At 38.9% G+C, this 26,830-nt stretch carries 25 protein-coding genes, 2 tRNA genes and 5 pseudogenes; 24 read left to right on the top strand and 8 right to left on the bottom strand.

Annotated features, from left to right (window positions below; all coding sequences use genetic code 11):
* Position 1: 1 nt before the first annotated feature.
* Positions 2–363, bottom strand: a pseudogene (locus V8V91_RS16135) (hypothetical protein).
* An 8-nt stretch (positions 364–371) separates the two neighbouring features.
* Entirely contained in the window at positions 372–713 is a 342-nt protein-coding gene (locus V8V91_RS16130) for a carboxymuconolactone decarboxylase family protein (protein WP_074225897.1), read from the bottom strand.
* Positions 714–937: 224 nt separating this feature from the next.
* Here V8V91_RS16130 and V8V91_RS16125 point away from each other — a divergent pair, with 224 nt between their 5' ends.
* The 9 genes from V8V91_RS16125 to V8V91_RS16085 all read left to right on the top strand — a co-directional run bounded on the left by V8V91_RS16125 (position 938) and on the right by V8V91_RS16085 (position 6,215).
* Positions 938–1,483: a ComF family protein gene (locus V8V91_RS16125; protein WP_373396194.1), complete on the top strand. Its 546-nt coding sequence runs from the start codon at positions 938–940 to the stop codon at positions 1,481–1,483.
* Positions 1,484–1,490: 7 nt separating this feature from the next.
* The gene (locus V8V91_RS16120; protein WP_373396192.1) at positions 1,491–2,024 is read left to right on the top strand and encodes a YfiT family bacillithiol transferase; all 534 of its coding nucleotides are present in this window, start codon (positions 1,491–1,493) and stop codon (positions 2,022–2,024) included.
* A gap of 23 nt (positions 2,025–2,047) precedes the next feature.
* On the top strand, positions 2,048–2,578 hold the full coding sequence (locus V8V91_RS16115) for a hypothetical protein (protein ID WP_373396190.1): 531 nt from the start codon (positions 2,048–2,050) through the stop codon (positions 2,576–2,578).
* Complete coding sequence (locus V8V91_RS16110) at positions 2,539–3,006, top strand: MBOAT family O-acyltransferase (protein WP_373396187.1); 468 nt, start codon at positions 2,539–2,541, stop codon at positions 3,004–3,006. The genes V8V91_RS16115 and V8V91_RS16110 overlap by 40 nt, the downstream gene beginning before the upstream one ends.
* The gene (locus V8V91_RS16105) at positions 3,003–3,461 is read left to right on the top strand and encodes a hypothetical protein (protein ID WP_373396185.1); all 459 of its coding nucleotides are present in this window, start codon (positions 3,003–3,005) and stop codon (positions 3,459–3,461) included. The genes V8V91_RS16110 and V8V91_RS16105 overlap by 4 nt, the downstream gene beginning before the upstream one ends.
* Positions 3,462–3,586: 125 nt before the next feature.
* Positions 3,587–4,366: a hypothetical protein gene (locus tag V8V91_RS16100; RefSeq protein WP_373396183.1), complete on the top strand. Its 780-nt coding sequence runs from the start codon at positions 3,587–3,589 to the stop codon at positions 4,364–4,366.
* Positions 4,367–4,377: 11 nt separating this feature from the next.
* A complete protein-coding gene (locus tag V8V91_RS16095) occupies positions 4,378–5,136 on the top strand; it encodes an SDR family NAD(P)-dependent oxidoreductase (RefSeq protein WP_373396181.1) in 759 nt (252 codons plus the stop codon).
* Positions 5,137–5,328: 192 nt separating this feature from the next.
* Complete coding sequence (locus tag V8V91_RS16090; protein WP_373396179.1) at positions 5,329–5,760, top strand: hypothetical protein; 432 nt, start codon at positions 5,329–5,331, stop codon at positions 5,758–5,760.
* An 8-nt stretch (positions 5,761–5,768) separates the two neighbouring features.
* Complete coding sequence (locus tag V8V91_RS16085) at positions 5,769–6,215, top strand: PaaI family thioesterase (protein WP_373396177.1); 447 nt, start codon at positions 5,769–5,771, stop codon at positions 6,213–6,215.
* Between the two features lie 446 nt (positions 6,216–6,661).
* On the opposite strand, the gene V8V91_RS16080 is transcribed toward V8V91_RS16085, so the two are convergent.
* The gene (locus V8V91_RS16080) at positions 6,662–7,195 is read right to left on the bottom strand and encodes an RNA methyltransferase (protein ID WP_373396175.1); all 534 of its coding nucleotides are present in this window, start codon (positions 7,193–7,195) and stop codon (positions 6,662–6,664) included.
* A 94-nt stretch (positions 7,196–7,289) separates the two neighbouring features.
* Here V8V91_RS16080 and mutS point away from each other — a divergent pair, with 94 nt between their 5' ends.
* The 7 genes and pseudogenes from mutS (at position 7,290) to V8V91_RS16045 (ending at position 13,664) form a co-directional block, all read left to right on the top strand.
* On the top strand, positions 7,290–9,896 hold the full coding sequence (mutS, locus tag V8V91_RS16075; RefSeq protein ID WP_373396173.1) for a DNA mismatch repair protein MutS: 2,607 nt from the start codon (positions 7,290–7,292) through the stop codon (positions 9,894–9,896).
* Positions 9,897–9,949: 53 nt separating this feature from the next.
* Positions 9,950–10,381: a hypothetical protein gene (locus tag V8V91_RS16070; protein WP_373396171.1), complete on the top strand. Its 432-nt coding sequence runs from the start codon at positions 9,950–9,952 to the stop codon at positions 10,379–10,381.
* Positions 10,378–10,758, top strand: coding sequence for a helix-turn-helix transcriptional regulator (locus V8V91_RS16065; protein WP_373396169.1), 381 nt, complete (start codon positions 10,378–10,380; stop codon positions 10,756–10,758). The genes V8V91_RS16070 and V8V91_RS16065 overlap by 4 nt, the downstream gene beginning before the upstream one ends.
* Positions 10,759–10,883: 125 nt before the next feature.
* Positions 10,884–10,956, top strand: a tRNA-Gly gene (locus tag V8V91_RS16060).
* A gap of 67 nt (positions 10,957–11,023) precedes the next feature.
* Positions 11,024–11,107, top strand: a tRNA-Leu gene (locus tag V8V91_RS16055).
* A gap of 178 nt (positions 11,108–11,285) precedes the next feature.
* Positions 11,286–12,736, top strand: a pseudogene (betB, locus tag V8V91_RS16050) (betaine-aldehyde dehydrogenase).
* Positions 12,737–12,812: 76 nt separating this feature from the next.
* On the top strand, positions 12,813–13,664 hold the full coding sequence (locus V8V91_RS16045) for a mechanosensitive ion channel family protein (protein ID WP_373396167.1): 852 nt from the start codon (positions 12,813–12,815) through the stop codon (positions 13,662–13,664).
* A 1-nt stretch (position 13,665) separates the two neighbouring features.
* Here the strand turns inward: V8V91_RS16045 and V8V91_RS16040 are convergent, their stop codons facing one another.
* On the bottom strand, positions 13,666–14,133 hold the full coding sequence (locus tag V8V91_RS16040) for a hypothetical protein (protein WP_373396166.1): 468 nt from the start codon (positions 14,131–14,133) through the stop codon (positions 13,666–13,668).
* Positions 14,134–14,394: 261 nt separating this feature from the next.
* On the opposite strand from V8V91_RS16040, the gene V8V91_RS16035 reads away from it, so the two are divergent.
* From V8V91_RS16035 to V8V91_RS16010, 6 genes and pseudogenes are all read left to right on the top strand, one after another.
* Complete coding sequence (locus V8V91_RS16035) at positions 14,395–14,967, top strand: hypothetical protein (RefSeq protein WP_373396164.1); 573 nt, start codon at positions 14,395–14,397, stop codon at positions 14,965–14,967.
* Entirely contained in the window at positions 14,913–15,170 is a 258-nt protein-coding gene (locus V8V91_RS16030) for a hypothetical protein (protein ID WP_373396162.1), read from the top strand. Before V8V91_RS16035 ends, V8V91_RS16030 begins: the two co-directional genes overlap by 55 nt.
* A gap of 98 nt (positions 15,171–15,268) precedes the next feature.
* Positions 15,269–18,641: pseudogene (gene secA, locus V8V91_RS16025) on the top strand (preprotein translocase subunit SecA).
* Between the two features lie 11 nt (positions 18,642–18,652).
* The gene (locus V8V91_RS16020) at positions 18,653–19,195 is read left to right on the top strand and encodes a hypothetical protein (RefSeq protein WP_373396160.1); all 543 of its coding nucleotides are present in this window, start codon (positions 18,653–18,655) and stop codon (positions 19,193–19,195) included.
* A complete protein-coding gene (locus V8V91_RS16015) occupies positions 19,176–20,366 on the top strand; it encodes a M20 family metallopeptidase (RefSeq protein ID WP_373396158.1) in 1,191 nt (396 codons plus the stop codon). The genes V8V91_RS16020 and V8V91_RS16015 overlap by 20 nt, the downstream gene beginning before the upstream one ends.
* A 58-nt stretch (positions 20,367–20,424) precedes the next feature.
* Positions 20,425–21,193, top strand: a pseudogene (locus V8V91_RS16010) (S1/P1 nuclease).
* A gap of 68 nt (positions 21,194–21,261) precedes the next feature.
* On the opposite strand, the pseudogene V8V91_RS16005 reads toward V8V91_RS16010, so the two are convergent.
* A pseudogene (locus V8V91_RS16005) lies at positions 21,262–23,327 on the bottom strand (cytochrome c biogenesis protein CcdA).
* Between the two features lie 54 nt (positions 23,328–23,381).
* Positions 23,382–24,770 (bottom strand): dipeptidase, encoded by a 1,389-nt coding sequence (locus V8V91_RS16000; protein ID WP_373396157.1) that lies wholly within the window; start codon positions 24,768–24,770, stop codon positions 23,382–23,384.
* Between the two features lie 104 nt (positions 24,771–24,874).
* On the opposite strand from V8V91_RS16000, the gene V8V91_RS15995 reads away from it, so the two are divergent.
* Positions 24,875–25,621, top strand: coding sequence for an NADPH:quinone oxidoreductase family protein (locus tag V8V91_RS15995; RefSeq protein ID WP_373396156.1), 747 nt, complete (start codon positions 24,875–24,877; stop codon positions 25,619–25,621).
* On the top strand, positions 25,618–25,848 hold the full coding sequence (locus V8V91_RS15990; RefSeq protein ID WP_373396154.1) for a hypothetical protein: 231 nt from the start codon (positions 25,618–25,620) through the stop codon (positions 25,846–25,848). Before V8V91_RS15995 ends, V8V91_RS15990 begins: the two co-directional genes overlap by 4 nt.
* Before the next feature lie 105 nt (positions 25,849–25,953).
* Here V8V91_RS15990 and V8V91_RS15985 read toward each other — a convergent pair whose 3' ends face one another.
* Positions 25,954–26,376, bottom strand: coding sequence for an Ohr family peroxiredoxin (locus tag V8V91_RS15985; RefSeq protein ID WP_373396152.1), 423 nt, complete (start codon positions 26,374–26,376; stop codon positions 25,954–25,956).
* Entirely contained in the window at positions 26,373–26,813 is a 441-nt protein-coding gene (locus tag V8V91_RS15980; RefSeq protein WP_373396151.1) for a MarR family winged helix-turn-helix transcriptional regulator, read from the bottom strand. Before V8V91_RS15980 ends, V8V91_RS15985 begins: the two co-directional genes overlap by 4 nt.
* Positions 26,814–26,830: the final 17 nt, after the last annotated feature.

Raw genomic sequence — 26,830 nt, 5'->3', positions numbered from 1 at the left:
TTTACTTTATTTCTATTTCGTACTCTTTTTCAAAGTATTCCAATACTTGAATCTTTAATAATTTTTCTTGTTCCAATAAATCGAAATAAGGAAGTTCTTTCACCAACTTCCAATGAGGCCAACCATCTTGGTCAACAAAATCTAATTCATAGAAACCATCGTAGCTTAGCACTTTACAAATAGCAATATGCATCAAATCTTGCTTTTGCTCTTTGGTAAAAGTCTTGTTTCCCTGACCCAATTCTTGTACTCCTATTAGAAACAAAACGCCATTTAGATCTGATGGTTTTTTCCTATCGTTTCTTTCAGACCTTCTAATAGTTTAGCCCATCTTCTTTCTAGATCTAAATCCTTTTTAAACATCTTGTAAACTATTGATTTTCAAGCTCTTCCCAGTATTCAGAGGCTCTTCTTAAATGAGGTATTACAATAGATCCGCCAATTAAAGTGGCAATCGAAAATACCTCAAAAATTTCGGTTTTGTTCAATCCAACTTCTTTGCATTTGCCTAAGTGATATTTTACGCAATCATCACACCTCAAGACCATGGAACAAGCAAGACCTAACATTTCCTTGGTTTTGACATCCAGAGCTCCTTCCGCAAAGGCGTTCGTATCCAAATTGAAAATCCTCTTTAATACTTTATTGTCAGCAGCCATGATCTTTTCATTCATCATCGCTCTATAATCATTGAATTCCTCTATGAGATTCATTAAATTAACAGTTTAGGATACACATTTACAGGCAAATATAGCAGGTATTCGGCCTTGGATTGTACTAACAGAACTTTTTGCTGATGCGTTTACTTTTTTTCAAAGATTTTTTCGATTTAATATTTCCCAGAACCTGTGATCTATGCGGCAGAAATTTATTTGATTTTGAATCCTGTCTTTGTAAAATATGCATTGGAACGCTCCCCAGGACACTTTATCATGCTATGCCGAGTGAAAATGACTTGACTCAAAAAATAAAAGGCATCGCAAATGTGGGTATGGTCATGTCATTTTTAAGGTTTACAAAAAATGGGCAAAGTCAAAAAATTCTTCATTGTCTTAAATATCGAAATAAACCAAAGCTAGGAATTCAATTAGGTGAACTCTACTCCAATCAATTAAATGAAGTTGATTTGACAAAAAATTGGGATGTTATTGTCCCTGTTCCACTCCACCCGATTAAAAAATATCGAAGAGGCTACAATCAAAGTGAGGAATTTGCCAAGGGGCTTTCCCATGGCTTGCAATTGCCTATTGAAGAAATGTTAGAAAGAAAGAAATTTACAGATACCCAGACTAAAAAGACAAGAATTCAAAGAATGGAAAATGTAGATGAAGTATTTGCTATAACTAGGCCTACTGATGGCAGAAGAATTTTATTAGTTGATGATGTAATGACTACAGGGGCAACACTTTGCTCATGTGCAAATGTGCTTTTGGCTAATGGTGCAAAAACTGTAGATTTGATCACTATTGCGGCAGGAAAATAAAGAGCATATGATAGACATTGAATTGTTGAAATATCCAATTGGTAGATTTCAAATACCAAACCAAATTACTGAATCGGATCTGGCAAAAGCGATTGAAGAAATAAAATCCTTGCCTAAATTCTTAGAATCCACTGTGAAAAATATGGCGGAGGAACAATTGGATACTCCCTATAGACCAGGAGGATGGACTGTGAGGCAAGTAGTTCACCACTGTGCAGATAGTCATATTAATGCTTATACCCGGTTTAAATTAGCTTTAACAGAGGAAAACCCTACGATTAAACCTTACAACGAGGCAGCTTGGGCTGAATTGGCTGACAATAAATTGCCTATTGAAATTTCTATCGGAATCCTTAAAAATATTCACTTCAAATGGGGAGTGATCCTAGATCATATGTCTTCTGCTGATTTTTCAAAAACTTATTTCCACCCTGAATCACAGCATTCTGATCCTCTGAGTGAAATAGCATTAATGTATAGCTGGCATGGCAAACATCATTTAGCCCATATCCAAGCCTTGATGATTAGGGAAAACTGGTAAATCCTAGGCAAACTTAAATTTCTATGCTGTTTAATTCCATTGAGTTTGCCATCTTTCTTCCAATAGTATTTATACTCTATTGGGCATTAAGAAAGCACTTTCAATTCCAGCTATATGTCTTATTAGTAGCAAGTTATATATTCTATGGCTGGTGGGATTGGCGTTTTTTGAGTTTAATTGTATTTAGTTCCGGAATAGATTTTCTGATTGGTAAACGGTTAGGTACCATAACAGTGGAATCTAATAGGAAAATGTTGCTGGGGTTAAGTCTATTGGCAAACTTTGGTGTTCTAGGTTTTTTCAAATACTACAATTTTTTTTCCGAATCGCTTAGTGAAGCATTTACATTTTTTGGGAAAGAGATACCTACAGGAAGGTTAGACATTATATTACCAGTGGGGATAAGTTTCTATACTTTTCAAACGTTGAGCTACACCATTGATGTTTACAGAAGAAAATTAGAGCCTACTGATGATTGGTTGGCATTTTTTGGTTTTGTTAGTTTTTCCCCCAATTGGTTGCTGGTCCAATTGAAAGAGCATCTCATCTATTAGGACAATTCCAAAAACCCAGGATTTTTGACTATTCATTTGCTGTTTCGGGTCTCAGGTTAATTATATGGGGCCTGTTTAAAAAGATTGTTATCGCTGATAATGCAGCATTTATGGTAGATGAGATATTTCTTGATTATACCAATCAATCAAGTCTTTCCTTAATACTTGGTGTAGTATTATTTGCTTTTCAGATCTATGGCGATTTCAGTGGGTATTCAGACATAGCAATCGGCTTATCGCGAATTTTTGGATTTGATTTGATGCTGAATTTCAGATTTCCATATCTAGCTCAAAATATCAATGATTTTTGGAAAAGATGGCATATTTCACTCTCGAGTTGGTTTAGGGATTATGTTTATATTCCTCTTGGTGGAAGTAGAGTTTCCACTTGGGTCTCTTTTAGAAATGTTTTGATTGTTTTTTGGTGAGTGGCTTTTGGCATGGGGCCAATTGGACATTTATCATTTGGGGTTTGATCCATGGAATCTTGTACGTTCCATTTTTCTTTATGAAACCACATCAGGATCTACATGAGCATTCCATCCTCAAAAACCTGCCAAAAATATTTCTAACCTTTACTGTAGTCTGTTTAGGTTGGATCTTTTTTAGGGCAGATAGCCTTTCCCAAGCATTTAATTACATAGGTTTAATGTTTACCAATGAAGGGTCTTCCAATTTTATTTTTGAAGCGAATAAAAGGAAGATCATTTTGGGTATTGTCATGCTATGCATTTTGGGGATGATGATCATAGAAGGTTATTATGAAAGCAAACAGAGAAAAGAAGTATTGCTTCCTTCTTGGAGCTTGGTACTAATTGTCCTAATTATATTTTATTTCGGAGGGTTTAAAAACCATGAAAGTTTCATCTATTTTCAATTTTGATGCATGATGAAAAAGTTTGTAACTAAATCAATCATCTACCTAGCTCTTACACTTTTGATTGCTAATGTATCGGCATTCATAGGGTTAAGAGTTCTGGGTAAGAGTGATTTTTCAAAACAACCTACTTGGTTCACCATTTTTCTCCAAATCAGACTTTTGATTTGACTGTTTTTGGATCAAGTAGAAGTTTGGCTTCAATTGACACCAAATTGATTGGAGAAGCAGTCGATGGCTATGCAGTAAATTTTTCAATGGATTATACTGCTTTGCCTTCCACTTTATTGATGCTTGAGCACTTTTATGCCCAAGGTTATTCCTCTGATTGGGTGGTAGTTTCTTTGGACTTACCTGATTTTGAAACTTCCAAAACCATTATTTCTGAAAATGATCATAGGTTCTTGCCCTATGTTTCGGAAGTATATATTCAAAGGTATTTTAAAGAGTATGAGGAAGGCTGGGTAAAACCATTATTCAGTTCGCAATATTTCCCTGTATTAGGTTATGCTTATTATAACATGGAATTATTACCTCCAGCGGCCTTGGCCTTATTCAAACCTGATTATAAATACCTATTTGATGAACTGGGAAATTACCAATACCCTGATTATTTGGCTCAAGAAGTTATGCCTGAACCAAGGTTTTTTGAGACAGAGTTACCAAATCCAATCCTTGATAAAATAAGCGAGTTGACACAAAAGAATGGAAGTAAGCTAATTATCTATATTGCTCCCTATTTAAGGGATGATATCCAGGTTACTAATTCAAGGTTCCATGTGATTAACCATTCCCGAAAAATTAATGAGCCAAAGTATTTTTCTGACTACATTCATGTAGTAAACTCAGGAAAGAAATTAGCAACAGAAGCATTTATTGAAGATTTCAATATGCTCAAAAGTTCATTTTAAAATTTCCAATTATGAATATTTCATTAACAGGTCAGAGAATCTTGGTAACAGGGGCATCTAGAGGAATTGGAAGAGCCATTGCAAAACAACTCTCTCAATCAGGTGCTGAGGTAATTATACACTTCAATGCGAATGAATCAGAAGCCCTCAAACTACAGAAAGAACTGAAAACCCCAGGTTTTATTGAAAAATGTGATCTTGGTGATTCTTCTCAAGTCATCGGCTTCATTCCATATTTAGTAAAAAAATATGGCCCCCTTTCTGGAATTGTAAACAATGCAGGAATCGCTAAATCAGCTCCTGATACCTTGCCCACTAATGAATGGGCAAAGATTTGGGACCAAACTCTTCAGGTCAATACCACTGCTTTGGGCATTTTGTGCAAAGAGTTTATTGATCAGGCAAAAGGATTGGAAAATGGAAGAATCATTAATATTTCATCCCGAGCAGCATTTCGTGGAGATACCACAGATTACTTGGCCTACGCTGCTTCTAAAGGAGCACTAATTAGTTTGACCAGATCTATAGCCAGGTATTATGGAAAAGTAGGGATCAAAGCATTTTTGGTGGCACCGGGCTTTACGCGAACAGACATGGCCAATGAAATTCTATCTGAATACGGGGAAGAATATGCTCTAAACGACATTGCTCTGACTGAATTGACTAAACCGGAAGATATTGCCCCAATGATTACTCTCCTTTGTTCTGGTTTGGCTGACCATGCTACAGGAACTAGCATAGATATTAACGCAGGATCCTACGTACATTAATCTAACCTTTAAATAGGATGACAGTTGATTAATGTATGGGAAAAGGCACTTCTAAAGATCCAATATTTACGCCTGAGCTACTGAAAATTCTAAAAATATTTGGAATTGCCTCAGTGTTCATTGTTTTGTTACTTTCTTTTTTCAATGAGAAAAGAGCGAATAATACAGGTGAAGATCAAACATTTAAGGTGAATGACTCTAATCGCCTGTTTTTTAAACCTGAAGGCGATTCATTATGATCGAGAAGCACGATCCGATGCTAAAATGCTCTTATTTAGACATAAAGACAGAAATCAAGAAGAAAATAAGCGAGGCTTAGACTTAGTGATTATCCAAAACTCATTAAAAGATGAGGCCTATATTTATCTGGAACCCAAAAATTTAGATTGGCCATTGAACATCAAAGCGTTTACTTCAACAGATTCTGCTTCCTTTACATTTGAGAATGGAAATGCTCAGACTTTTTTATCCTATGTGAATTCCATTAAACCTTGGGTTGATGCTCAGGCTGATTTTTTAATAGAATCTAAAGAGGGCTGGCAACCTTTATGGCAAAAAAATGACGAACAAGAGGCGATAAAAGAAATATTGAACGATTATTTTAAGTTATTAGAGGATAAATAAAAGTAATAATGCCCACGCCTTTAGAATTCTTTACCTCCCTCATCGGGAAAAAATTGGATCATACCCCTTCATCAGCTGGAAATTGGCTAGATGGAACACTTTTAGAAGTTTCGGAATCCCACATTAAAGTGAGGTATCAAGTAAGGCCAGATATGTGCAATCCGGCCAGAATTCTTCATGGTGGAGTTGCATCTTTGATGTTGGATGATGCAATAGGAATGGCAAATTTTGTGACTGGTACAGAATATTTAATGACCAGTATCAATCTAAGTGTAGACTTTCTTTCCTCTGCTCAAATTGGAGAAGATTTGAATCTTACAGCCGACCTCGTAAGATCCGGGGCGAATATAAACCATTGGGAAGCGGTAATTAGAAAAAATAATGGAAAAATCGTGGCCAAAGCGAGCTCGAATATGATCAAAACCCATGTTAAGATGAGTGATTTAAAACTTTAAGAAGAAGACTCCGTAAAGCTTTAGATCAACTAAATCTTAAGACATGAAGCGAATATTTTTTCTGTTTATTTTTATTGGCACCGCCTCCATCGCTCAGGCTCAGTGGACAACAGCATTTCATATTAGTAATCGGCCTTTTATTGGAGTGAATCGCCAATTAGGGGACAATTGCTTTCGGAATTCAGGGTTGATGTAGATAATAGTTTTGAATATACAGGATTAGAACTGGCTGTCAATTATTTGTTTTTCAAAAATGAAACAGTTCAATTCTATGGAGGGCTTGGTGGCAGGGTGAATTATTTTTCAGGTTTAGTTATTCCGGCGGGTTTAAATATTTACCCCTTTGAGAACAAAAATTTTGGTTTTCAAATGGAAATCGCTGGAATAATTGGGGAGGTAAGCATTCTTAGGGGTTCTACCGGTATCCGATATCGGTTCAACAAAAACTAAAACTGCTTTAGCTTTACCATCATATCCCAGACGGCTATGCCTAAGGTGACTGAGATATTTAAGGAATGCTTAGTCCCTAATTGAGGAATTTCGAGGATATGATCGCATTTTTCAAGTACCTCGTCTTCTACTCCAAACACTTCATTTCCGAAAATCAGTGCAATCTTATCTGTTTTTTCAGGTTGATATTCATTTAAGAAAATGGAATTATCTACCTGTTCCAAGGCACAGATTTTATATCCCTCCGCTTTTAACTTGCTAATTGCTTTGACTGTGCTTTCAGAATAACTCCATTCCACGGATTCTGTGGCTCCTAAAGCAGTTTTTTGAATGTCCCGATGTGGAGGTGTTCCAGTGATTCCACAAAGAAAAATTTTTTCAACTCGAAAGGCATCTCCTGTTCGAAAAGCTGAACCCACATTATTCAGGCTTCTCACATTATCCAAAACAAGGACTATCGGGCTTTTTCCTGCTTTTTTGTAATCTTCAATTGAAAGCCTGTTGAGCTCTTCCATACTTAATTTTTTCATCGCCTTTTGTTCTGCTTGCGGATTGCCTTATTTTCAGGTTTTATTCTAAGTGAATAACCCGAGCAAAAATAGTATAAAGTAAGCATACCCTCCCATGAGCAAATCCAAAGATGGCAAAGAAACCCCTTTAATGAAGCAGTATAATGCCATTAAAGCCAAACATCCAGGCGCCTTATTGCTGTTTCGGGTAGGGGATTTTTATGAAACTTTTGGAGAAGATGCAGTCAAAGCGAGTAAGGTGCTGGACATTGTTTTAACAAAAAGAGCTAATGGCTCTGCTTCTCATATCGAATTGGCAGGTTTTCCTCACCATTCCCTTGATACCTATTTACCCAAATTGGTAAGAGCGGGAAATAGGGTTGCAATTTGTGACCAATTGGAAGACCCGAAGTCCGTCAAAGGAATCGTGAAGAGAGGCGTGACGGAATTAGTAACTCCTGGCCTTTCATTTAATGATCAGGTCCTAGATACCAAACGGAATAATTATTTGGCATCCATCCATTTTGGAAAGGATACGCATGGAATTTCATTTCTGGACCTATCCACAGGTGAATTCATGTGTGCTGAAGGTTCTGCATCTTATTTGGAAAAGCTGATCCAAAGCTTTGCTCCTTCAGAGATTATTTATTCCAAAGCTGCTAAAAAAGCTGCTCAAGAACTGTTAAAGGATGATTTTATCACATTTCATTGTGAAGATTGGGTATTCCAATATGACTTTACCTATGAAAAACTAAAAGGTCATTTTGGAACTGCTAATCTGAAGGGTTTTGGAATTGAAGATCAAGAACTGGGAATAATCGCAGCGGGAGCGATTTTATATTACCTGGAAGAGACGGAACACAAAGAAATTCAGCATATCTCTGCCATTTCCAGAATTGCCGAAGAGAAATATGTATGGTTGGATAAGTTTACTATCCGCAATTTGGAGTTGGTCTACTCTCAGCATGACGGTGGAGTTCCATTGATTCAGATATTGGATCAAACCGTCACACCCATGGGCTCCAGAATGATGAAAAAATGGATGGTGTTGCCACTAAAAGACAAAGGAGCCATCGAGGAAAGATTGAATGTTGTAGACTTCTTCTATCAAAACTCAGTATTGATAGAGAATATCATAGGAGAACTCAAACTTATTGGAGATTTAGAGCGCTTGATATCCAAAGTAGTGGTAGGAAGAGCGAATCCTAGGGAGATCAATCAGATCAAAAGGGCCTTAAAATCACTTATTCCTATCAAAGAGCTTTTAAAAAGTCAGGAAAATCCAACTTTAAAAAGACTATCAGATCAACTCAATCTCTGTGAGTTTTTGTTGGAAAAAATAGACAAAGAGCTCAAAGAAGATGCTCCTATGCTGACGCACCAAGGGGGCATTATCAAAGATGGGGTAGATGATGAATTGGATGAGTATAGAAATCTCGCCAATACCGGAAAGGACTTTTTGGTTCAGCTTCAGCAACGTGAAGTTCAAAAAACTGGAATTACTTCATTAAAAATCGCCTTTAATAAAGTCTTTGGCTATTACCTTGAGGTTACACATGCCCATAAAGATAAGGTTCCTCAAGAATGGATCAGAAAGCAAACTTTGGTCAATGCTGAGCGATATATTACTCCAGAGTTGAAGGATTATGAGGAGAAAATCCTCCATGCAGAGGAAAGATTAGTGGGCTTAGAGCAAAAGTATTTTTTAGAGCTGGTTCAGGAAACTGCTAAATATGTTACTCAAATTCAGCAAAATGCACGAGTGGTAGGTACGCTGGATGTGTTATTATCTTTTGCTCAAGTAGCGCTGACTAATTCTTACACCCGACCAAAAGTTTCAGATACAGAAACACTGGAATTTAAAGACGGTCGTCATCCCGTGATTGAAAAGCAACTACCATTAGGAGAGAATTATGTTCCAAATGACATTTATTTGGACCATGACAGCCAACAAATCATGATTATAACCGGTCCCAACATGGCAGGTAAATCGGCATTGTTAAGACAAACAGCTTTGATTGTTTTAATGGCCCAAATGGGAAGTTTTGTTCCGGCTTCTTTTGCACGAGTGGGAATTATTGACAAGGTTTTTACAAGAGTAGGGGCATCCGATAATCTATCGAAGGGAGAGTCTACGTTTATGGTAGAAATGACGGAAACGGCTAGCATTTTGAATAATCTATCTAACCGTAGTTTGGTTTTGATGGATGAAATTGGAAGAGGTACTTCTACGTACGATGGGATTTCCATTGCATGGTCCATCGTGGAATACCTACATAATCACCCGAGTTTTAAAGCGAAGACACTTTTTGCAACCCATTACCATGAGTTAAATCAACTTACAGAAGATTTTCCAAGAATAAAGAACTTCAATGTATCAGTCAAGGAAGTGGGAAACAAGGTCATTTTCATGAGAAAATTAAAGGAAGGAGGAAGTGAACATAGCTTTGGTATTCATGTCGCCCAAATGGCTGGCATGCCTAATCCGGTTGTTTTAAGGGCCTCAGAAATTATGGGTCACTTGGAAAAAGACAAGGCAGTCAGTGAGAAAAACGAAAACATTAAATCTATTCCTAAAAACAATTTTCAATTAAGTTTATTTGACCTCGATCCTAAAATTCAAGAAGCCAAGGAGTTAATAGAGCAAATAGATATCAATGCGATTTCTCCTATAGAGGCACTATTGAAATTACATGAGATTAAGAAAAAATTAGAAGGGTAGTTGACAGGTAAATATGTATATTAGAATGGATTTTAACCAAGGAAGCAGAGTTTATGGATAAGGTGCTTTTGAAGGACCTGAAAAAGCAGGATAAATATTCAAAATTTTTTCACTCGTGGAAAGAGCAGGAGTTTAAAGATTCTCCTAATGAGGAAAAGATGCTTGCTGATCTTGAAGTTCTCAGTCAAAATATCGGGATGAGAGAAGGTTTAGTCATCGCATGTTTTGATTACCGAAATTTAAGTTTAGGCTTTTTTACTGGAAATATAGAGGAGTTGACAGGCTATCCAGCTTCGATGTTTAAATCGAAAGGGATGGAAACCTCGTTTACTATGATTCATCCAGACGATAGGGAAGAACTTTTCGTTTCCAGAAGATTGTGCTTGATGCATTTCATCAGCTATCCATTACAGAGAGACATCGATTTGAGTTTTCTTATACTACTAGATGGGTCCATAGAACTACCCAGGAAGTGTTTTGGATGATGGGTAGGGTCAAACCCTATTTGATCGACTCGGCTGGTAATTTTGCGATGGATTTACATATCATCGTGAAACTGCATACCACGCCTAAGACCAAAAATTACGACTGGAATTATTCTTATGTAAAAGATGATGGAACTAGGATTTTTGTAAGTAAAAACTCTCCATCAAATCGGGAGATTTCTTTGACCAAAAAGGAAAAAGAAATAGTTAGCTTGATTTTGGATGGGCTAGGATCCAAAGAAATCAGCGAGAAATTGAATATCTCCTTTAATACGGTTTCCACCCATCGAAAGAATATATTAAGGAAGTTGGGAGCAAAAAACTTGGGAGAAATGATAAAAATTATTGCTTCCTATGACTTTGATATGGTGCTGTAAATCAACTTTATCAGAGAATATCGAAAGAAAAAGGAAAAAAATTCATGAACAATACTTGTAAATTTATTTAACGATCTTACCTTTGCATCCACAAATCGCTCAAAGATCGTTTGAGTTTTGAAAAAGCGAGAGTAGCTCAGCTGGTAGAGCACGACCTTGCCAAGGTCGGGGTCGCGAGTTCGAATCTCGTCTCTCGCTCTAAGAAGCCCTTGATTCAAGGGCTTTCTTGTTTAGAGTTTAAGTAGCTCCGAATCGTTGGAGTGAAGCCGGGATGGTGGAATAGGTAGACACGCAAGACTTAAAATCTTGTGGCTTCACGGCCGTGCGGGTTCGATTCCCGCTCCTGGTACAAAAGCCTCACAGTAATGTGGGGCTTTTTGTATTTTACTCGGTCTCAGATTTATTTTTTAAAATTCAATCGCTACTTTTTTGGGTCAGGATGATAAGACCTATAAATTTGAATGACCATTCAACTTTTGCCTTTGTTTCACGAAAAACGATCCTAAAAGGCCATTAAATCTCCAAAAATGCAAACCATCCCATTATATATAGATAATAAGTCAGTCAACGGAACAGGTAAGAGCTTTGATAACTTCAATCCTGCCACTGGCGAAAAAACCCATCAAGTCACCAGTGCTTCTTCGGAAGATTTTGAAATAGCCATCGAGTCCGCGAAAAAAGGTTTCAAAGTATGGTCAGCCATGTCTCCCACTGAGAGAGGGAGAATATTACATAAAGCTTCTGCCTTGTTACGAGAAAAAATGAGGAATTGGCACTGTTGGAATCTCAGGATTCTGGTAAACCCCTCAAGGAAGCAGTAGCGGTAGATGTAATTTCAGGGGCAGATTGCTTGGAATATTATGCAGGGTTGGCACCTACATTACATGGAGAGCATTTTGAATTGGGAGGAGATTTTGCCTACACCAAAAGAGAACCTTTGGGGATTTGTGCAGGTATTGGAGCATGGAACTATCCTATCCAAATTGCTTGCTGGAAAGCAGCACCTGCTTTAGCTTGTGGGAACGTTATGATTTTTAAACCTGCTGAATTGACTCCATTAACTGCTTATCTACTGGGAGATATTTTCAAAGAAGCGGGAATGCCAGATGGAGTTTTCAACGTGATCCAAGGCGATGGTGAGGTAGGTCAAATGATGACTGCCCATCCAGCCGTAGCCAAGGTTTCTATTACCGGAGAAGTAGGAACAGGTAAAAAGGTCATGGCAGCTTCTGCTGCTACCTTAAAGCATGTTACCTTGGAATTAGGAGGTAAATCACCCATTATTATTTTTGAAGATGCCGATATTGATGAAGCGGTAAACGGAGCCATGCTTGGCAACTTTTACACTCAAGGAGAAATTTGTAGCAATGGTACTCGAGTTTTTGTGCAGGAGGCTATCCACGAAAAATTTATTGCGAAACTTGTCGGAAAAGCAAAGCAGCTCAAAGTGGGAAAGCCTTCAGACCCAGAAACCCAAATAGGTGCACTAATCAATAAAACCCATTTTGAAAAAGTAATGGGCTACATTGATTTGGGCAAAAAGCAAGGAGCTGATTTAATCTTTGGTGGAAAGCAAATCATTGTTCCAGGTTGTGAAGGAGGTTATTTCATAGAACCTACCATTTTTGAAAGCAAAGTGGATGATTGCCAGATCGTACAAGAAGAAATTTTTGGTCCCGTCATGACAATCTTGACTTTCAAAGAGGAGTCAGAAGTTTTACAACGTGCCAATGATACCGAGTTTGGTTTAGCAGCAGGAGTCTATACCAATGATTTGCGAAGGGCTCATCGTATGGTAGCAGGGCTTCAAGCAGGGATGTGTTGGATTAATTCTTACAATATCAATCCTGTTGAAATCCCATTTGGGGGCTATAAACAATCTGGGATAGGAAGGGAAAATGGCTTGGCAGCCATCGAGCATTATTCCCAATTGAAAACCGTGTACGTGGCAATGAAAGACCTTGGTAATTCCTTTTAATTCAAGAAGGGCAGCCTTTTTCTACATTGATTGAGCAGAAAACGCTAATCTGAATGACTTTTTGTATTTTACTGCAATGAAGGAATTGGAATTTTTTGCTACAGATTGGCCTACCCTCAAAAACGGATTACTCGTTGCTGGTGTGGCTTTAGGCGTCTTTTTATTATTTGTTTTTTTCGCCAGAAAATCTAAAACCTTTCTTAGGGTTCGTTTAATCAAGCGAATGGACGATGATTTATTGGCAAATTTTCTTGCTGGAATTGCCAGTGCTTTGGTCATCTTAGCGGGCCTGTTGATCGTCCTACGAATCATTGGTTTATCCGGGGTGGTTTCTGGTTTATTAGCAGGAGCCGGAATTTCCGCATTTATCATTGGCTTTGCCTTGAAAGATATTGGAGAAAATTTTTTAGCAGGGATTATCCTCGCCTTCAAAAGACCTTTTCGGGTAGGTGATGTGGTAGATATCAGTGGGATGAGAGGACAGGTGCTCACCCTTAACCTGAGAGATACCCAAATCAAAACGGCAGATGGCAAAGATGTATTTATTCCTAATGGAGTCATTCTAAAAAACCCATTGACCAATTTTACCATTGATGGATTCCTTCGATATGATTTTATCATTGGTCTGGATTATGGATCCGAATATCAAGGGGCAGTTGAATTGATTGAATCTTCTATTATCCGTGTTCCAGGTGTCTTGCAGGGAGTTAAATCCCCAAATGTTTGGGTAGTTGATTTAGCAGAAAGTACCTTAAATATCCAGGTAACATTTTGGGTAGATACCTTTGAGCGTTCAATTTCTGATGCAGTTGTAAAAAGTAATGCGATCATTCAGGTATTGACAGCATTAGAAAAGGCCGGCTATAATATGCCGGCCAAGATCATTGAGTTGAAAAATCATCAAGGCAATAGCCTGAAGACTTCTTAACTTATTTATTGAGGATACCGGCTAAATCGGCAGGAGAATAGTTGACGGATTTTAGGGTTTTATGATCTCCTTCTCTGAAAACTAGATATAAATCCCCTTCTTTTTCATAAAAGCAGGGCGTTCCCTTTGCTTCATAATGTGCGACGGTAGCTTTCGCTTCTTCTTCTGATTTACAGGCTTTACTCATATTGGAGCGCTGAACCTCATCAAATAGGGTTTTGAATTTTTCACCTAACCCAAACTCTAGGATGGCACCGGATAAAACGTATTGTAAATCACAAAGAGCATCGGCAATTTCAACCAGGTCTTTGTTTTCAATCGCCTCTTCCAATTCTCTTAGCTCTTCTGCCAATAAAGAAACGCGGAGATTACAGCGCGTTTCTGAAGGAATGGTTGGTTCTGCTAAAACTGGATGTTTGAATGTCTCGTGAAATAAAGCGACTGAGGTAAGTGACTTTGGATCTTGCATGTTTTATTTTAATGATTGTTCGAAATAAATGAAAAAGACTGGAATTACCGGTCTTAGAAAAAGCTTTTATTCCTGCAAATAGATAAACTGCTTTGAAATAGCCCTTGAATAGTTGAAATAGGTGCTGAACTTGTGCTATTTCTGACGTTTTGGAAATTGAGAATCAGACAATAAGTCTGATTTTGTGACAAGTTGATTAAGTTTGCAATCTAGTTGGCAGTTGGTTGAATTTTTGAACCAAGTTGCTAGAATTATAATTCCATGGAAATTACCTTTTATAAATATCAAGGAACAGGAAATGATTTTGTAATGATCGATGATCGTTCTGAGTCATTTGATGTTTCTGATTTAGAGCTGGTTTCAAAGTTATGCGATCGTAAGTTTGGAATAGGGGCAGATGGATTGATTTTGATTCGGAATCATCCAGATTATGATTTTGAAATGATTTATTTCAATGCCGATGGGTCACAAAGTATGTGTGGGAATGGAGCACGAAGTGCTGTTGCTTTTTCTGCATTTTTGGGTATCGTAGCCTCCAAGACTCATTTTCTTGCGATAGATGGTGCCCATGATGCGGTAATCAAAGACGGATTAGTCCAATTATTAATGGGAGATGTGAGTGGCATTGAATCCAAAGAGCAGGATTATTTCGTCAATACCGGTTCCCCTCATCATATTCGTTTAGTAGATGCGGTTTCTGAATATCCTGTTTTTGCTGAAGGTAAAGAAGTGAGATACAGTTCCACTTATGCTCCCGGGGAGGTACTAATGTCAACTTTGTGGAGGCAATTTCCAAAGATGAGATATTCGTTAGAACCTATGAACGGGGTGTAGAAAATGAAACCCTTTCTTGTGGGACCGGAGTGACTGCTGCTGCATTGGTCTATGGAAAGGATCTTCCAGCCGCTGAAATAAAAATTAATACCCTTGGAGGGAAGTTATCCGTTAAATTTACTTCAAAGCCATCAGGAGGATTTTCCGATATTTGGTTAATCGGTCCTGCAGAGCAAGTGTTTAGCGGAACTATTAAAAATTAGGAGAAAAAGGATCATTCAGTACTAACTGGATATCATTATCAATTGTAATAAAAAGGGCTTAATTTTAGAGCCCGATTTGAGAATCACATTCACTCGACATGTTAGAATTAATTGCCAAAGGACTCGAAAGTATTCGGTACTAAGTCCGATAGAGATATTAAAGAATTAACCCCAAAAGTAGAAGAGATCAATAAGATCTTTAAAAGCTTTGCTTCCCTCAGTGACGATGAGTTGCGAGCAAAGACTGCTGAAATCAAAGGTATCATTGATGCTAAACTCAAAACAATCGACGAAAGCATTGGAGAGTTAAGAATTAAAATCAATGAACTTCCTGCGAATGCAATTCATCAAAAAGATCAACTTTTCAATGAAATTGATCAACTGGAGAAGCAGCGGGATGAATCTTTGGAAGAGGTGCTATTGGAGGTAATGCCTACGGCGTTTGCAGTAGTGAAAGAGACTGCAAGAAGATTCAAAGAAAATAAGCAGCTGAAAGTTACAGCCAATTTGAATGACCGTGAACTGGCTGCGCGCAAGCAAAATGTAGAAATCGATGGAGATCATGCCATCTGGCACAACACCTGGTTAGCAGCGGGTAACGAAGTAGTTTGGGATATGGTCCACTACGATGTTCAGCTAATCGGTGGGATGGTTTTACATAGTGGTAAAATTGCCGAGATGGCTACTGGTGAGGGTAAAACCTTGGTTTCCACACTTCCTGCGTACCTCAATGCCTTGGCTGGAAGAGGAGTTCACATTGTCACAGTCAATGATTACTTGGCGAAACGTGACTCCGAATGGAATGCACCACTTTTGAATTCCATGGGCTGTCTGTAGACTGTATTGATAAATACCAACCGAATTCAGCTGGAAGAAAAAAGCCTATGCATGTGATATCGTGTATGGTACCAATAACGAATTTGGATTTGACTATTTACGTGACAACATGGCTCGTGATGGCGGAGACTTGGTTCAAGGCAAGCATCACTTTGCCATGGTCGATGAGGTCGATTCCGTATTGATTGATGACGCCCGAACTCCATTGATTATTTCCGGCCCTGTACCAAAAGGCGATGTGCATGAGTTTGATGACATGAAGCCTCGTGTGGCAACCTTGGTCGACGAACAAAGGAAATTAGTTCAAGGGTACCTAACCTCTGCTAAGAAACTATTGGCAGAAGGAAATGAAAAAGAAGGGGGATTGGCTTTATTTAGAGCCTTTAGAGGGATGCCTAAATACAAGCCATTAATCAAATACCTTTCTGAACCAGGCATTCGGGTAATTCTTCAAAAAACAGAAAACTACTATCTACAGGACAATAAGCGAAACATGCCTGAGGCAGATGAGCCATTATTGTTTACGATTGATGAAAAAACCAATGTGGTTGATTTGACGGATCGTGGGATAGATACGATGACTACCAAGAATGAAAATGCAGAGTTTTTCATTTTGCCGGATATCGGTGTAGTAATCGCAGATTTGGAAAAAGATGATTCCTTGGATGATAAAGAGAAGTTGGTTCGAAAAGAAGAAGTCATCAAAGACTATGGAGTAAAAGCCCAACGTATTCATACAGTAAATCAATTGCTAAAGGCTTATTGTATGTTTGAAAGGGACACAGAGTACATCATTGTGGATGGAAAAGTGAAGATCGTGGATGAGCAAACAGGTCGTGTCATGGAGGGTAGAAGATACTCGGATGGCTTACACCAGGCGATTGAAGCGAAGGAAAACGTGAAGGTGGAGGATGCCACTCAGACTTACGCGACGATTACCTTACAGAACTATTTCAGAATGTACCATAAGTTGGCTGGTATGACCGGTACAGCAGAAACTGAAGCTGGGGAATTCTGGGAGATTTATAAATTGGATGTGGTAGTTATTCCTACCAACAGAGTAATCCAACGTTCAGATAGAGAAGATAAAGTTTATAAAACCGTCCGTGAAAAATTCAATGCGGTTGTAGATGAAATCAATGAATTGGTAGCAGCAGGAAGACCTGTGTTGGTGGGTACAACTTCGGTGGAAATTTCAGAGGTGCTAAGTAGAATGCTCACTCTTAAGAAAATTCCTCATCAGGTATTGAATGCGAAGCAACATGCGAAGGAAGCAGATGTGGTTGCTGCTGCAGGTCAAGCAGGAACCGTAACCATTGCTACCAACATGGCAGGTCGTGGTACTGATATTAAACTTTCGGATGAATCTAAAAAAGCAGGAGGTTTAGCCATTATAGGTACCGAAAGACACGAATCCAGACGGGTGGATAGACAGTTGAGAGGTCGTGCTGGACGTCAAGGTGATGTGGTTCTTCTCAATTCTTCGTTTCACTGGAAGATAGCCTAATGCGTCTATTTGGTTCGGATCGAATTGCCAAGTTAATGGACCGAATGGGGCTTGAAGAAGGAGAGGTAATTCAACACAGCATGATTACTAAATCCATTGAGCGTGCTCAAACGAAAGTAGAAGAAAACAATTTCGGTACCAGAAAGAGGTTGCTAGAGTATGATGATGTGATGAACTCGCAGCGTGAAGTAGTGTATAAAAGAAGAAGAAATGCACTAAAAGGAGATCGTCTGGAGTTAGATATATTAAATATCATGTATGATGTATGCGAAAGCAACATCGAAATGGGAAAATCTACTGGTGATCCTGAAGATTTAAGATTGAATGTCTTTACGTCTTTAGGCTTGGATTATCAGATTTCTGAAAGTGATTTGAAATCTAAGGATTCCGCAACTTTGACTCAAGAGTTGTATGAAGCGGCCTTTGATAATTACCAGAAAAAGAATGAGTTGATCATGAGCACGGCGCTTCCAATCTTCAAGAAAGTTCAGGAAGAAAGAGGAGCTACCGTGAAAGACATCATGGTTCCGATTTCTGATGGCATCAAGCAGATTGGAGTAGTCGTAAATTTGGAAGGAATGATCAATAGTGAAGGTCGTGAATTGATCCGATCTATTGAAAAGAATGTGACCTTGGCGATCATTGATCAAAACTGGAAAGAACACTTGCGCGATATGGATGACTTGAAGCAGTCTGTTCAGAATGCCGTGTATGAGCAAAAAGACCCGTTATTGATTTATAAGTTCGAAGCGTTTGAAATGTTCAAGCGGTTCATCGGTAAATTGAATGAAGATGTGATTTCATTCATTTCAAGAGCGGATTTACCAAAACAAGACCCAAGTCAAGTGAATGCGGCGCAACCTCCTAGAGCGGCAGAGCCACAAGGACAAGCGAGCAAAGCAGAAGTTTCAAGTACTTTGAATCCAGGTGCAAATAGAGCTGCTGCTGCAGCGGCAAGTGCAGGAAGGCCAGCGCCTCAAGTAGTTGCTCCAAGAAAGTCTGACAAAGCTTATGGAAGAAATGATCGGGTGAATGTTCAATATACCAATGGAACTACCAAATCAGATGTGAAATATAAAAGTGTCGAGCAGGATATTCAGGAAGGTAAGTGTATTATTATCGATTAAATAAACAGATTATGAAAGCAGTTTGGATTCTCGGATTAGTAGTCGTTGTAGTAGGTTGTAATTCCAGTAAGTCCGCTTCTGGTGGCGCTTCTGCTTATGCTTCTTACCAAGAAAATCTGACGAGTTCATTGCCTGTTTACCCTGATTATGAAGCAGAATTGGCAGCTCAATCCAATGCCAACGCCAACACTTCCGTGAAAACGGTGGATGGAGAGTTAGACCAAAAGATTCAAGAAATCTATAATAAAAATATAACTGAGCCTTATTTCAATGGGTATTCGGTCTTGGTTTACTCTGGCATTGACCGAACAAAAGCATTTGAAACACAAGATGAGCTGAAGGAATATTTTCCTGAAATAAAAGCTGAAATGCAATACCAAGAACCCCGCTATTTGGTAAAGGTGGGTAAGTTTAATTATAAAATAGAGGCTCATAAGAGCTTTTCACTGATCAAATCACAGTTTCCTACTGCAAGAATTATTCAAGATAGATTTCAGAGAAAAGAATATGAAGCCCCTGAAATCTTAGATTCGAATGCTGAAGGACAAAATTAAGTCACTGGCCAAGGCCTATAAAGAAGAAGTTATTGCGAACCGCAGACATCTGCATGCCAATCCAGAACTATCCTATGTCGAGTTTAAGACCTCTGCTTTTGTAGAAGAAAAGCTCAAGGATTTAGGAATTACCAAGATTGATAAAAAAGCTACCACAGGCTGGTCAGCTTTGATCGAAGGTAAAAATCCAAGCAAAAAAGTAGTGGCACTTCGAGCAGATATGGATGCCTTGCCGATCATAGAAGCTAACGATGTACCTTATAAATCCAAAAATGTTGGGGTAATGCATGCCTGTGGGCATGATGCCCATACGGCTTCTTTATTGGGAGCAGCTAAAATCCTCAATGCAGTTAAAGACGACTTTGAAGGAACCATCAAATTGATTTTTCAACCCGGAGAAGAGGTAGTACCTGGTGGAGCTTCATTAATGATCAAAGATAAAGTTCTAGAGGATCCAAGACCTGCCGGAATTATAGGTCAGCATGTGATGCCTTTTATTGATGCCGGTAAAGTAGGTTTCAGAAAAGGAATTTACATGGCTAGTGCCGACGAAATCTATGTTACTGTTAAAGGAAAAGGTGGGCATGGAGCTATGCCTGAAACCTTGATTGACCCAGTATTGATTGCTTCTCATATGATTGTGGCTTTACAACAAGTGGTGAGTAGAGCGGCTAGTCCTAAAATCCCGTCAGTTCTTTCTTTTGGACGATTTGAAGCTTTAGGAGCCACTAATGTGATTCCAAATGAAGTGAAGATTCAGGGAACGTTCCGAACGCTCAATGAGGAATGGCGGGCGAAAGCGCATGAGAAAATGCTTCAGATCGCTCATGGAATTGTAGAAGGAATGGGAGGAGAACTGGATTTCGAAATCCGAAAGGGATATCCATTCTTAAAAAATGATCCAGAATTAACAGATAGGTCTCAGCAAGCTGCCATTGAATACTTAGGAAAGGAAAATGTATTGGATTTGGATATCTGGATGGCAGCAGAGGATTTCGCCTATTACTCCCAAGAGATCAACGGTTGTTTTTATAGATTGGGAACTAGAAATGAGGCAAAGGGAATCACCTCTGGAGTTCACACACCAACTTTTGACATTGAAGAAGATGCCTTAGAAATAGGCGCGGGTTTGATGGCTTGGTTGGCAGTTTCAGAATTGCAAAATTCTTAATATTAAGATTACCTCTTCTTTTTATTTTCATCTTAGATTTAGGGATAATTTTATTGGTATGAAATTCATCAAATCTTTTGTCTTGACCCTGATCATGTCAATGATGGGGTCACAGGTTTTCGCCTGGGGACAACTTGGTCATTATTTAATCGGCTATATGGCCAATATGCAGTTGAAAAATTCAACTCGAAAGAAAGTTGAGCAAGTGCTAGGCCCCATGAGCTTGGGAAGAAGCGGTACTTGGATGGATGAAATCAAATCTGACAGATCTTACAACTTTGCGTATTCTTGGCATTACCTGACCAGTAAATCTGGAGAATATGACCCTGATCTTCAGGAAGAAGGTGGCGATGCCTATGAAGCAATCCTTAGATTGAAAAGTGAACTGATAGCTGGAAACCTAAGTCCTCAGGAAGAAGCAGAAAAGTTAAAAATGCTGATTCATATTGTTGAAGATATTCATCAACCTTTACATGTGGGTACAGGTGAAGATCGGGGGTAACGATGTCAAATTGGAGTATTTTTACCAACCGAGCAATTTGCATTCGGTATGGGATTCTGGAATGATTGATCGTTGGGCGATGTCTTACACAGAAATAGGAAATGAATTGAGCAGGAGAATTACTTCTGAGATGGAAAATCAATATAGAAAAGCTACCATCGATGATTGGTTGAAAGAAGCGGTAAGCTTGAGACCGAGGGTTTATAATCTTCCTGAAAATAAAAAGATCTCCTACGAATATGGATATGAAACCAGGGATATTGTGGAGGAAAGATTAATTGCGGCTAGTGTGCGATTGGCTCAGATATTAGAGGAGATTTATTAAATATTCAAAAAGAGATTTAATCTAAAAGGCTTCTGGAAATTTTAATTCCAGAAGCCTTTTCATTTTAATTACTTTCTTTTTTCGAATTCTTTCTTAGCCCCATCCAGAAATTCCACGAAGTTGGAAATATCGGTATCATAAGAATGAGGTTTTGCTAAAAGTTCTCCATTGTGGTCCAAGATCACATAATAAGGTTGCGCATTATTGTTAAATTCAGTAATCTGAAAATCGGCATTTTGTTTACCTAGGGTCTTTTTAACCTTTCCATCGTATTCAGAGGTATACCATTCACTTTCCGGAAGTTCCAAGCGTTCATCAATGTACAATGCGGCCATGACAAAGTCATTTTTCAACCTGTTCAAAACAGAAGGATCTACCCAAACATTTTCTTCCATCTTACGACAGTTGACACAGCCATGTCCAGTAAAGTCAATCAATAAGGGCTTCCCTGTTTTTTGGCCGCTGCCATGGCTTGATCATAATCAAAGTACCCTTTGATACCATAAGGGATATCCAAAATATCAGAATAGAGGACTGTTTCGTCAGAAATGGGTCTGTCCGACTCTAATCCTGCTCCTGAAGCTATAGAGAAGTTTTGAGTAGTCATTGGAGGAAGGTAACCGCTTAATAACTTGAGCTGTGCTCCAAACAATCCTGGTATCATATACACTACAAACATAAAGGTTACCAACGCAAGAATTAGTCTTGGTACCCCAATCGTTTCCAGTGGAGAATCATGTGGCAATCGGATTTTTCCTAATAAGTAAAGTCCCATTGCTCCAAAGATGACAATCCAGATGATCAAGAAGATATCACGATCTAAAATTCCCCAATGGTAAACCAGGTCTGCAATGGAAAGGAACTTAAAGGCCAAGGCTAACTCCAAAAACCCCAATACTACTTTCACTGAATTTAACCAGCCACCTGATTTAGGAAGGGATTTCATCCATTCTGGAAATATGGCGAATAAGGTAAAGGGAATGGCAAATGCCATGGAAAATGCAAACATTCCCAAAATCGGCTTGATGAGTTCTCCTCCAGCGGAGGAAATCAAAATGGATCCGACGATGGGTCCTGTACAGGAAAAGGAAACCAATACCAAGGTAAATGCCATGAAGAATACTCCGGCTAGGCCTCCTTTTTCAGCTTTGGCATCTACTTTATTAACAAAACTGGATGGAAGGTTTATTTCAAATAATCCTAAGAAAGCCAAGGCAAAGAAGATGAAAACCCCGAAAAAGAAGAGGTTGGGTACCCAATGGGTTGCCAACCAATTTGCAAATTCAGGTCCTTGGATTGCTGCCACTGCCGTTCCGGCTACTGTATAAATTGCGATAATGGAAAGCCCATATATAAAGGCTTGTCGGATTCCCGCTGCCTTGGATTTCGACCTTCCAGTAAAGAAGGTGACGGTCATGGGGATCATGGGAAACACGCAAGGAGTAAGCAATGCTGCCAAGCCTGCTAAGAATGCCAAGACCATAAAACCTATTAAGGATTCACTTGAATCCGAAGTTTCTGTGGTAAATGTGGAGACTTTTTGCTCATCTGCATCTTTGGAGGGAGATTCAGATTCTACCACATCAAATGGGCTATCTAATTCGGCCTGTTCTTCACCTGCTGCTTCGGAATTTACACTGCTACTTCCTGAGACTGCATTGAAGGAAATTTCAAAATCTTCTTCATAGTTGATGCATTGGCCGGTGACATCAGAGCACATTTGGTATTCCAAATAGCCTTTGATGGTTCCAGATTCGGAATTCGCTATTAACTTTTGCTCGAACCTTCCTTTTCCCATGAAATAGGTGACATCCCCTTCCCAGATAGGATCAAACTTTTCTTTAGGATTAATAGGCGTCAGAGAACCTGAGAGCGAATAATCTGCTGATTCCTCCAAAACCAAGGTAGTCAAATTAGGACCTAAGTCTGGATCAAAATCATTGGAGTAAACATACCATCCTATGGGTATCTGAGCTTCAAATACAAGCGTAGATTCCTCTCCCACAAGGGTTTTGTTGGGCTCCAAACTAATATTCCAACTTGGGGGTGATACAATCTGAGCCTCCGATAGGGAGCTTTGACTCAGGAATAAGATAATTGCTACAGCTACCTGAAGAAATCTGTTGATTTTCATGTATTCAAGGATGATTGTATTCGAAAGGAAATTGAAGTGCAATAAGTTCCTGAATTACTGACTACTTAAAGTTTTGAAATGTTTGAAGAATGCCGCAATTGTTTCAATTCCAATAAAATAATTGGCTACCCCATAGTGTTCATTGGGTGAATGTAATGCATCAGTATCCAAACCAAAACCAAATAAAATAGGATCGGTTTCCAGCTCTTTTTGGAACAATGCAACGATTGGGATAGATCCTCCTTCTCTAGTAGGAATAGGTCTTTTTCCAAAAGTCTGCTCCATGGCTTTTTCTGCTGCTTGGTATCCAATCGAGCTATCAGAAACCACTGCTGGAGAGCCTCCATGATGTGCAATTACCTTTACTGTCACGGAGTTAGGAGCAATGGACCTGAAATAGTTTTCGAACAGCTCAGAGATTTCATGCCAATCCTGATCGGGAACCAGTCGCATGGAAATCTTTGCAGAGGCTTTGGATGGCAACACGGTTTTTGCACCTTCTCCAATATATCCTCCCCAAATACCATTGACATCTAAAGTAGGTCTGATTCCCACTCGTTCAATGGTAGTATATCCATTTTCACCTTGAACGTCGGCTATTTTCAGTTTCTTCTTGTATTCATCCAGATCAAAAGGAGCTTCATTGAGCCTAGCTCTTTGTTCTGCTGTTAATTCTGCAACTTTATCGTAAAATCCTGGAATGGTAATGTGATCATTTTCATCCTTCATGGAAGAAATCATGTCGCAGAGTATATTGATAGGGTTGGCAACTGCCCCACCATAAGTTCCAGAATGTAAGTCCCTATTCGCTCCAGTCACTTCCACTTCCATATAAGCCATGCCACGAAGTCCAACCGTAATCGAAGGGTCTTTCATGCTGATCATATGAGTGTCTGAAATTAATATGACATCTGCTTTTAATTTCTCCTTGTTTTCAATTACAAATTTGTCCAGGTTATCCGAGCCGACTTCTTCTTCTCCTTCAATCATGAACTTCACATTGCAAGGTAAATCTCCAGAGGCCATCATTGCTTCAAATGCTTTGATATGCATGTAGAATTGTCCTTTATCATCTGCTGAGCCTCTAGCGAAAATGGCTCCTTGTGGATGCTCTTCTGTCTTTTTGATAACCGGCTCAAATGGAGGAGAATCCCATAATTCGTAAGGGTCTGCAGGCTGTACATCATAGTGCCCATAAACCAAAACGGTAGGGAATTCCGGGTTTATGATCTTCTCTCCATAGACAATCGGATACCCTTTGGTCTCACAAATTTCTGCAGTATCAGCTCCGGCTTTGATTAGACTTTCCTTCACAAATTCAGCTGCGGCAAAAACATCATTTTTGAATTTAGGATCTGCACTGACGGATGGAATTCTCAATAAGTCTAATAGTTCATTTAAAAAACGGTCTTTATTATTCTGGATAAAATCTGAAACAGCCATAGAAGTTTATAATTGGGTTATACAAGGCTCAAAATTATCCTTTTAATGAGGAATTGCCTACTTTAAATACTACTTTTCTTCTTTATGAAATTCTTTAAAAACGAATGAAAGCGATTCTTTGTGAGCAATTTGGAGATCCTGATCTATTGGAATTAAGAGAAGTGCCTGACCCAATTGTAGCGGAAAACCAAATTTTAATAGAGGTGAATGCATGTGGGGTGAATTTTCCAGATCTGCTGATGGTCCAGAACAAGTATCAGTTTAAGCCAGATCTTCCCTTTTCTCCAGGAGGCGAAGTAGCTGGAAAAGTCCTTGCCTTAGGGAAAAATGTGACGAATTTTCGGATTGGGGATTCTGTGTTAGCCCTATGCCGTTGGGGAGGTTTTGCAGAGAAGGTGGCTGTAGATTCGGATCGGGTTTTCTTACTTCCTGAATCATTAAATCCAAAATCAGCGGCAACCATGCTATATACTTTGAGCACTTCTTATCATGCCTTGAAAGATAGAGCTGAATTAAAAGCAGGAGAATCTATTCTTGTGCTCGGAGCTGCTGGTGGAGTGGGTTTAGCCGCTGTGGAACTTGCAAAAATGATGGGTGCCAAGGTATTAGCAGGAGCATCCACTCCAGAGAAACTTCAACTCTGTAAAGATCGGGGTGCTGATTTATTGATAAACTATGAAGAAGAGGATTTGAAAAGCCGGATCAAAGAATTGACAAATGGAAAAGGAGTGGATGTGGTGTTTGATCCTGTTGGAGGGAACTATACAGATTCTGCGATTCGGGGAATGGCTTGGAAGGGAAGGTATTTAATAGTGGGATTCTCCAATGGGAAATTCCCAAAATACCGATGAATCTACCATTGCTGAAGGGCTGTGCTATTCTAGGGGTATTTTGGGGACAGTTTTCCAAATTGGAAAAAGAACTGAATTTGACAAATCTAAATCAGTTGATTGACTGGATTTTAGAGGATAAACTGAAAGGACCAGAAGTGGCGGAGTTTCCAATCGATCGAGCAAAAGAGGCACTATTGAAACTTCAAGACCGTAGCAACTATCGTAAAGGATTGGTCACCTTGTAAAATGTTGCTCCTCGGGTTAATTAATCACTTTTTCTCGATTTTATGTAGTGAACTGTTGAGGAAGACAAGGTTTAAGAAGGATTCTACAAATTTTAAGATAAATTCTTATTCGACTGCAGTCACATTAACTTCAATATTTCCTCTAGTGGCTTTGGAAATCAAACAGATTTCATGCGCAGCATTGGCAAGTTTCTGAGCTTCTTCTAAAGAACTTGCATGTGGGATTTTTACAAAAATATCCACCGCAATTCCATAATCTTCAGGACCAAAACTTCCTAAATGTACTTTGGCTGTAATTTCCGAATCACGCAAACTTACTTTTTGAGCGACTGACGCCAGCGCACCTCCAAAACAGGTAGAATAAGCCGCAGCCAATAATTGTTCAGGATTCGTTTTTCCACCTTCGCCTCCAATTTCCTTGGGCATGGCCACATCAAAATCCAACAATCCATCATCTGATTTGACATGACCCTTTCTTCCTCCTATGTTTCTAGCTATGGCAGTATAATCAACCTTTAATTTTTTCATTCCTTCTTCAAATTTTTTAAAGTTTCTACGCTTTCTAACAAGCTTTGAAGGGAATGGTTTAAACCGGATAATTCCAATCCTGGCATTTCGTTTAGAATTTCCTCTAAAGGCAGAAGGGCTTGCTGGACTTTGGTTTGAAGTGATTTGCCAGGGTAGGTCAACTCAATATGAACAGTTCGTTCATCATCTTCTCCTCGTTGTCGCTTGACATAATTCATTGCTTCCAATTTTTTCAACAAAGGAGTTAGTGTTCCAGAGTCTAAATGAAGCCTTTCACCGATTTCTTTTACCAAAATACTATCCTCTTCCCACAGCACAGTCATTGTCAGGTATTGAGGATAAGTTAGATGATATTCTTTTAGGATGTTTTGAAGAAGTTGAATGAGTAACCTTGACGTACTATAAAGCCCAAGTGAAAGTTGATGAAGGGAGACCATTTTCTACAAATTAAGTT

The organism is Algoriphagus halophilus (assembly GCF_041729275.1).
In the GTDB taxonomy this organism is placed as follows: Bacteria; Bacteroidota; Bacteroidia; order Cytophagales; family Cyclobacteriaceae; genus Algoriphagus; species Algoriphagus halophilus_A.
Note: the sequence above shows the minus strand (reverse complement) of the source record. Positions and strands in the feature narration are given on the sequence as shown.

Bases quoted from the DNA above. Each gene is read 5' to 3' on its own strand.
- V8V91_RS16130 (WP_074225897.1), bottom strand. From the start codon at position 713: ATGAATCTCATAGAGGAATTCAATGATTATAGAGCGATGATGAATGAA.
- V8V91_RS16125 (WP_373396194.1), top strand. From the start codon at position 938: ATGCCGAGTGAAAATGACTTGACTCAAAAAATAAAAGGCATCGCAAAT.
- V8V91_RS16120 (WP_373396192.1), top strand. From the start codon at position 1,491: ATGATAGACATTGAATTGTTGAAATATCCAATTGGTAGATTTCAAATA.
- V8V91_RS16115 (WP_373396190.1), top strand. From the start codon at position 2,048: ATGCTGTTTAATTCCATTGAGTTTGCCATCTTTCTTCCAATAGTATTT.
- V8V91_RS16095 (WP_373396181.1), top strand. From the start codon at position 4,378: ATGAATATTTCATTAACAGGTCAGAGAATCTTGGTAACAGGGGCATCT.
- V8V91_RS16090 (WP_373396179.1), top strand. From the start codon at position 5,329: ATGACTCTAATCGCCTGTTTTTTAAACCTGAAGGCGATTCATTATGAT.
- V8V91_RS16085 (WP_373396177.1), top strand. From the start codon at position 5,769: ATGCCCACGCCTTTAGAATTCTTTACCTCCCTCATCGGGAAAAAATTG.
- V8V91_RS16080 (WP_373396175.1), bottom strand. From the start codon at position 7,195: ATGAAAAAATTAAGTATGGAAGAGCTCAACAGGCTTTCAATTGAAGAT.
- mutS (WP_373396173.1), top strand. From the start codon at position 7,290: ATGAGCAAATCCAAAGATGGCAAAGAAACCCCTTTAATGAAGCAGTAT.
- V8V91_RS16070 (WP_373396171.1), top strand. From the start codon at position 9,950: ATGGATAAGGTGCTTTTGAAGGACCTGAAAAAGCAGGATAAATATTCA.
- V8V91_RS16065 (WP_373396169.1), top strand. From the start codon at position 10,378: ATGATGGGTAGGGTCAAACCCTATTTGATCGACTCGGCTGGTAATTTT.
- V8V91_RS16045 (WP_373396167.1), top strand. From the start codon at position 12,813: ATGAAGGAATTGGAATTTTTTGCTACAGATTGGCCTACCCTCAAAAAC.
- V8V91_RS16040 (WP_373396166.1), bottom strand. From the start codon at position 14,133: ATGCAAGATCCAAAGTCACTTACCTCAGTCGCTTTATTTCACGAGACA.
- V8V91_RS16035 (WP_373396164.1), top strand. From the start codon at position 14,395: ATGGAAATTACCTTTTATAAATATCAAGGAACAGGAAATGATTTTGTA.
- V8V91_RS16020 (WP_373396160.1), top strand. From the start codon at position 18,653: ATGAAAGCAGTTTGGATTCTCGGATTAGTAGTCGTTGTAGTAGGTTGT.
- V8V91_RS16015 (WP_373396158.1), top strand. From the start codon at position 19,176: ATGCTGAAGGACAAAATTAAGTCACTGGCCAAGGCCTATAAAGAAGAA.
- V8V91_RS16000 (WP_373396157.1), bottom strand. From the start codon at position 24,770: ATGGCTGTTTCAGATTTTATCCAGAATAATAAAGACCGTTTTTTAAAT.
- V8V91_RS15995 (WP_373396156.1), top strand. From the start codon at position 24,875: ATGAAAGCGATTCTTTGTGAGCAATTTGGAGATCCTGATCTATTGGAA.
- V8V91_RS15990 (WP_373396154.1), top strand. From the start codon at position 25,618: ATGAATCTACCATTGCTGAAGGGCTGTGCTATTCTAGGGGTATTTTGG.
- V8V91_RS15985 (WP_373396152.1), bottom strand. From the start codon at position 26,376: ATGAAAAAATTAAAGGTTGATTATACTGCCATAGCTAGAAACATAGGA.
- V8V91_RS15980 (WP_373396151.1), bottom strand. From the start codon at position 26,813: ATGGTCTCCCTTCATCAACTTTCACTTGGGCTTTATAGTACGTCAAGG.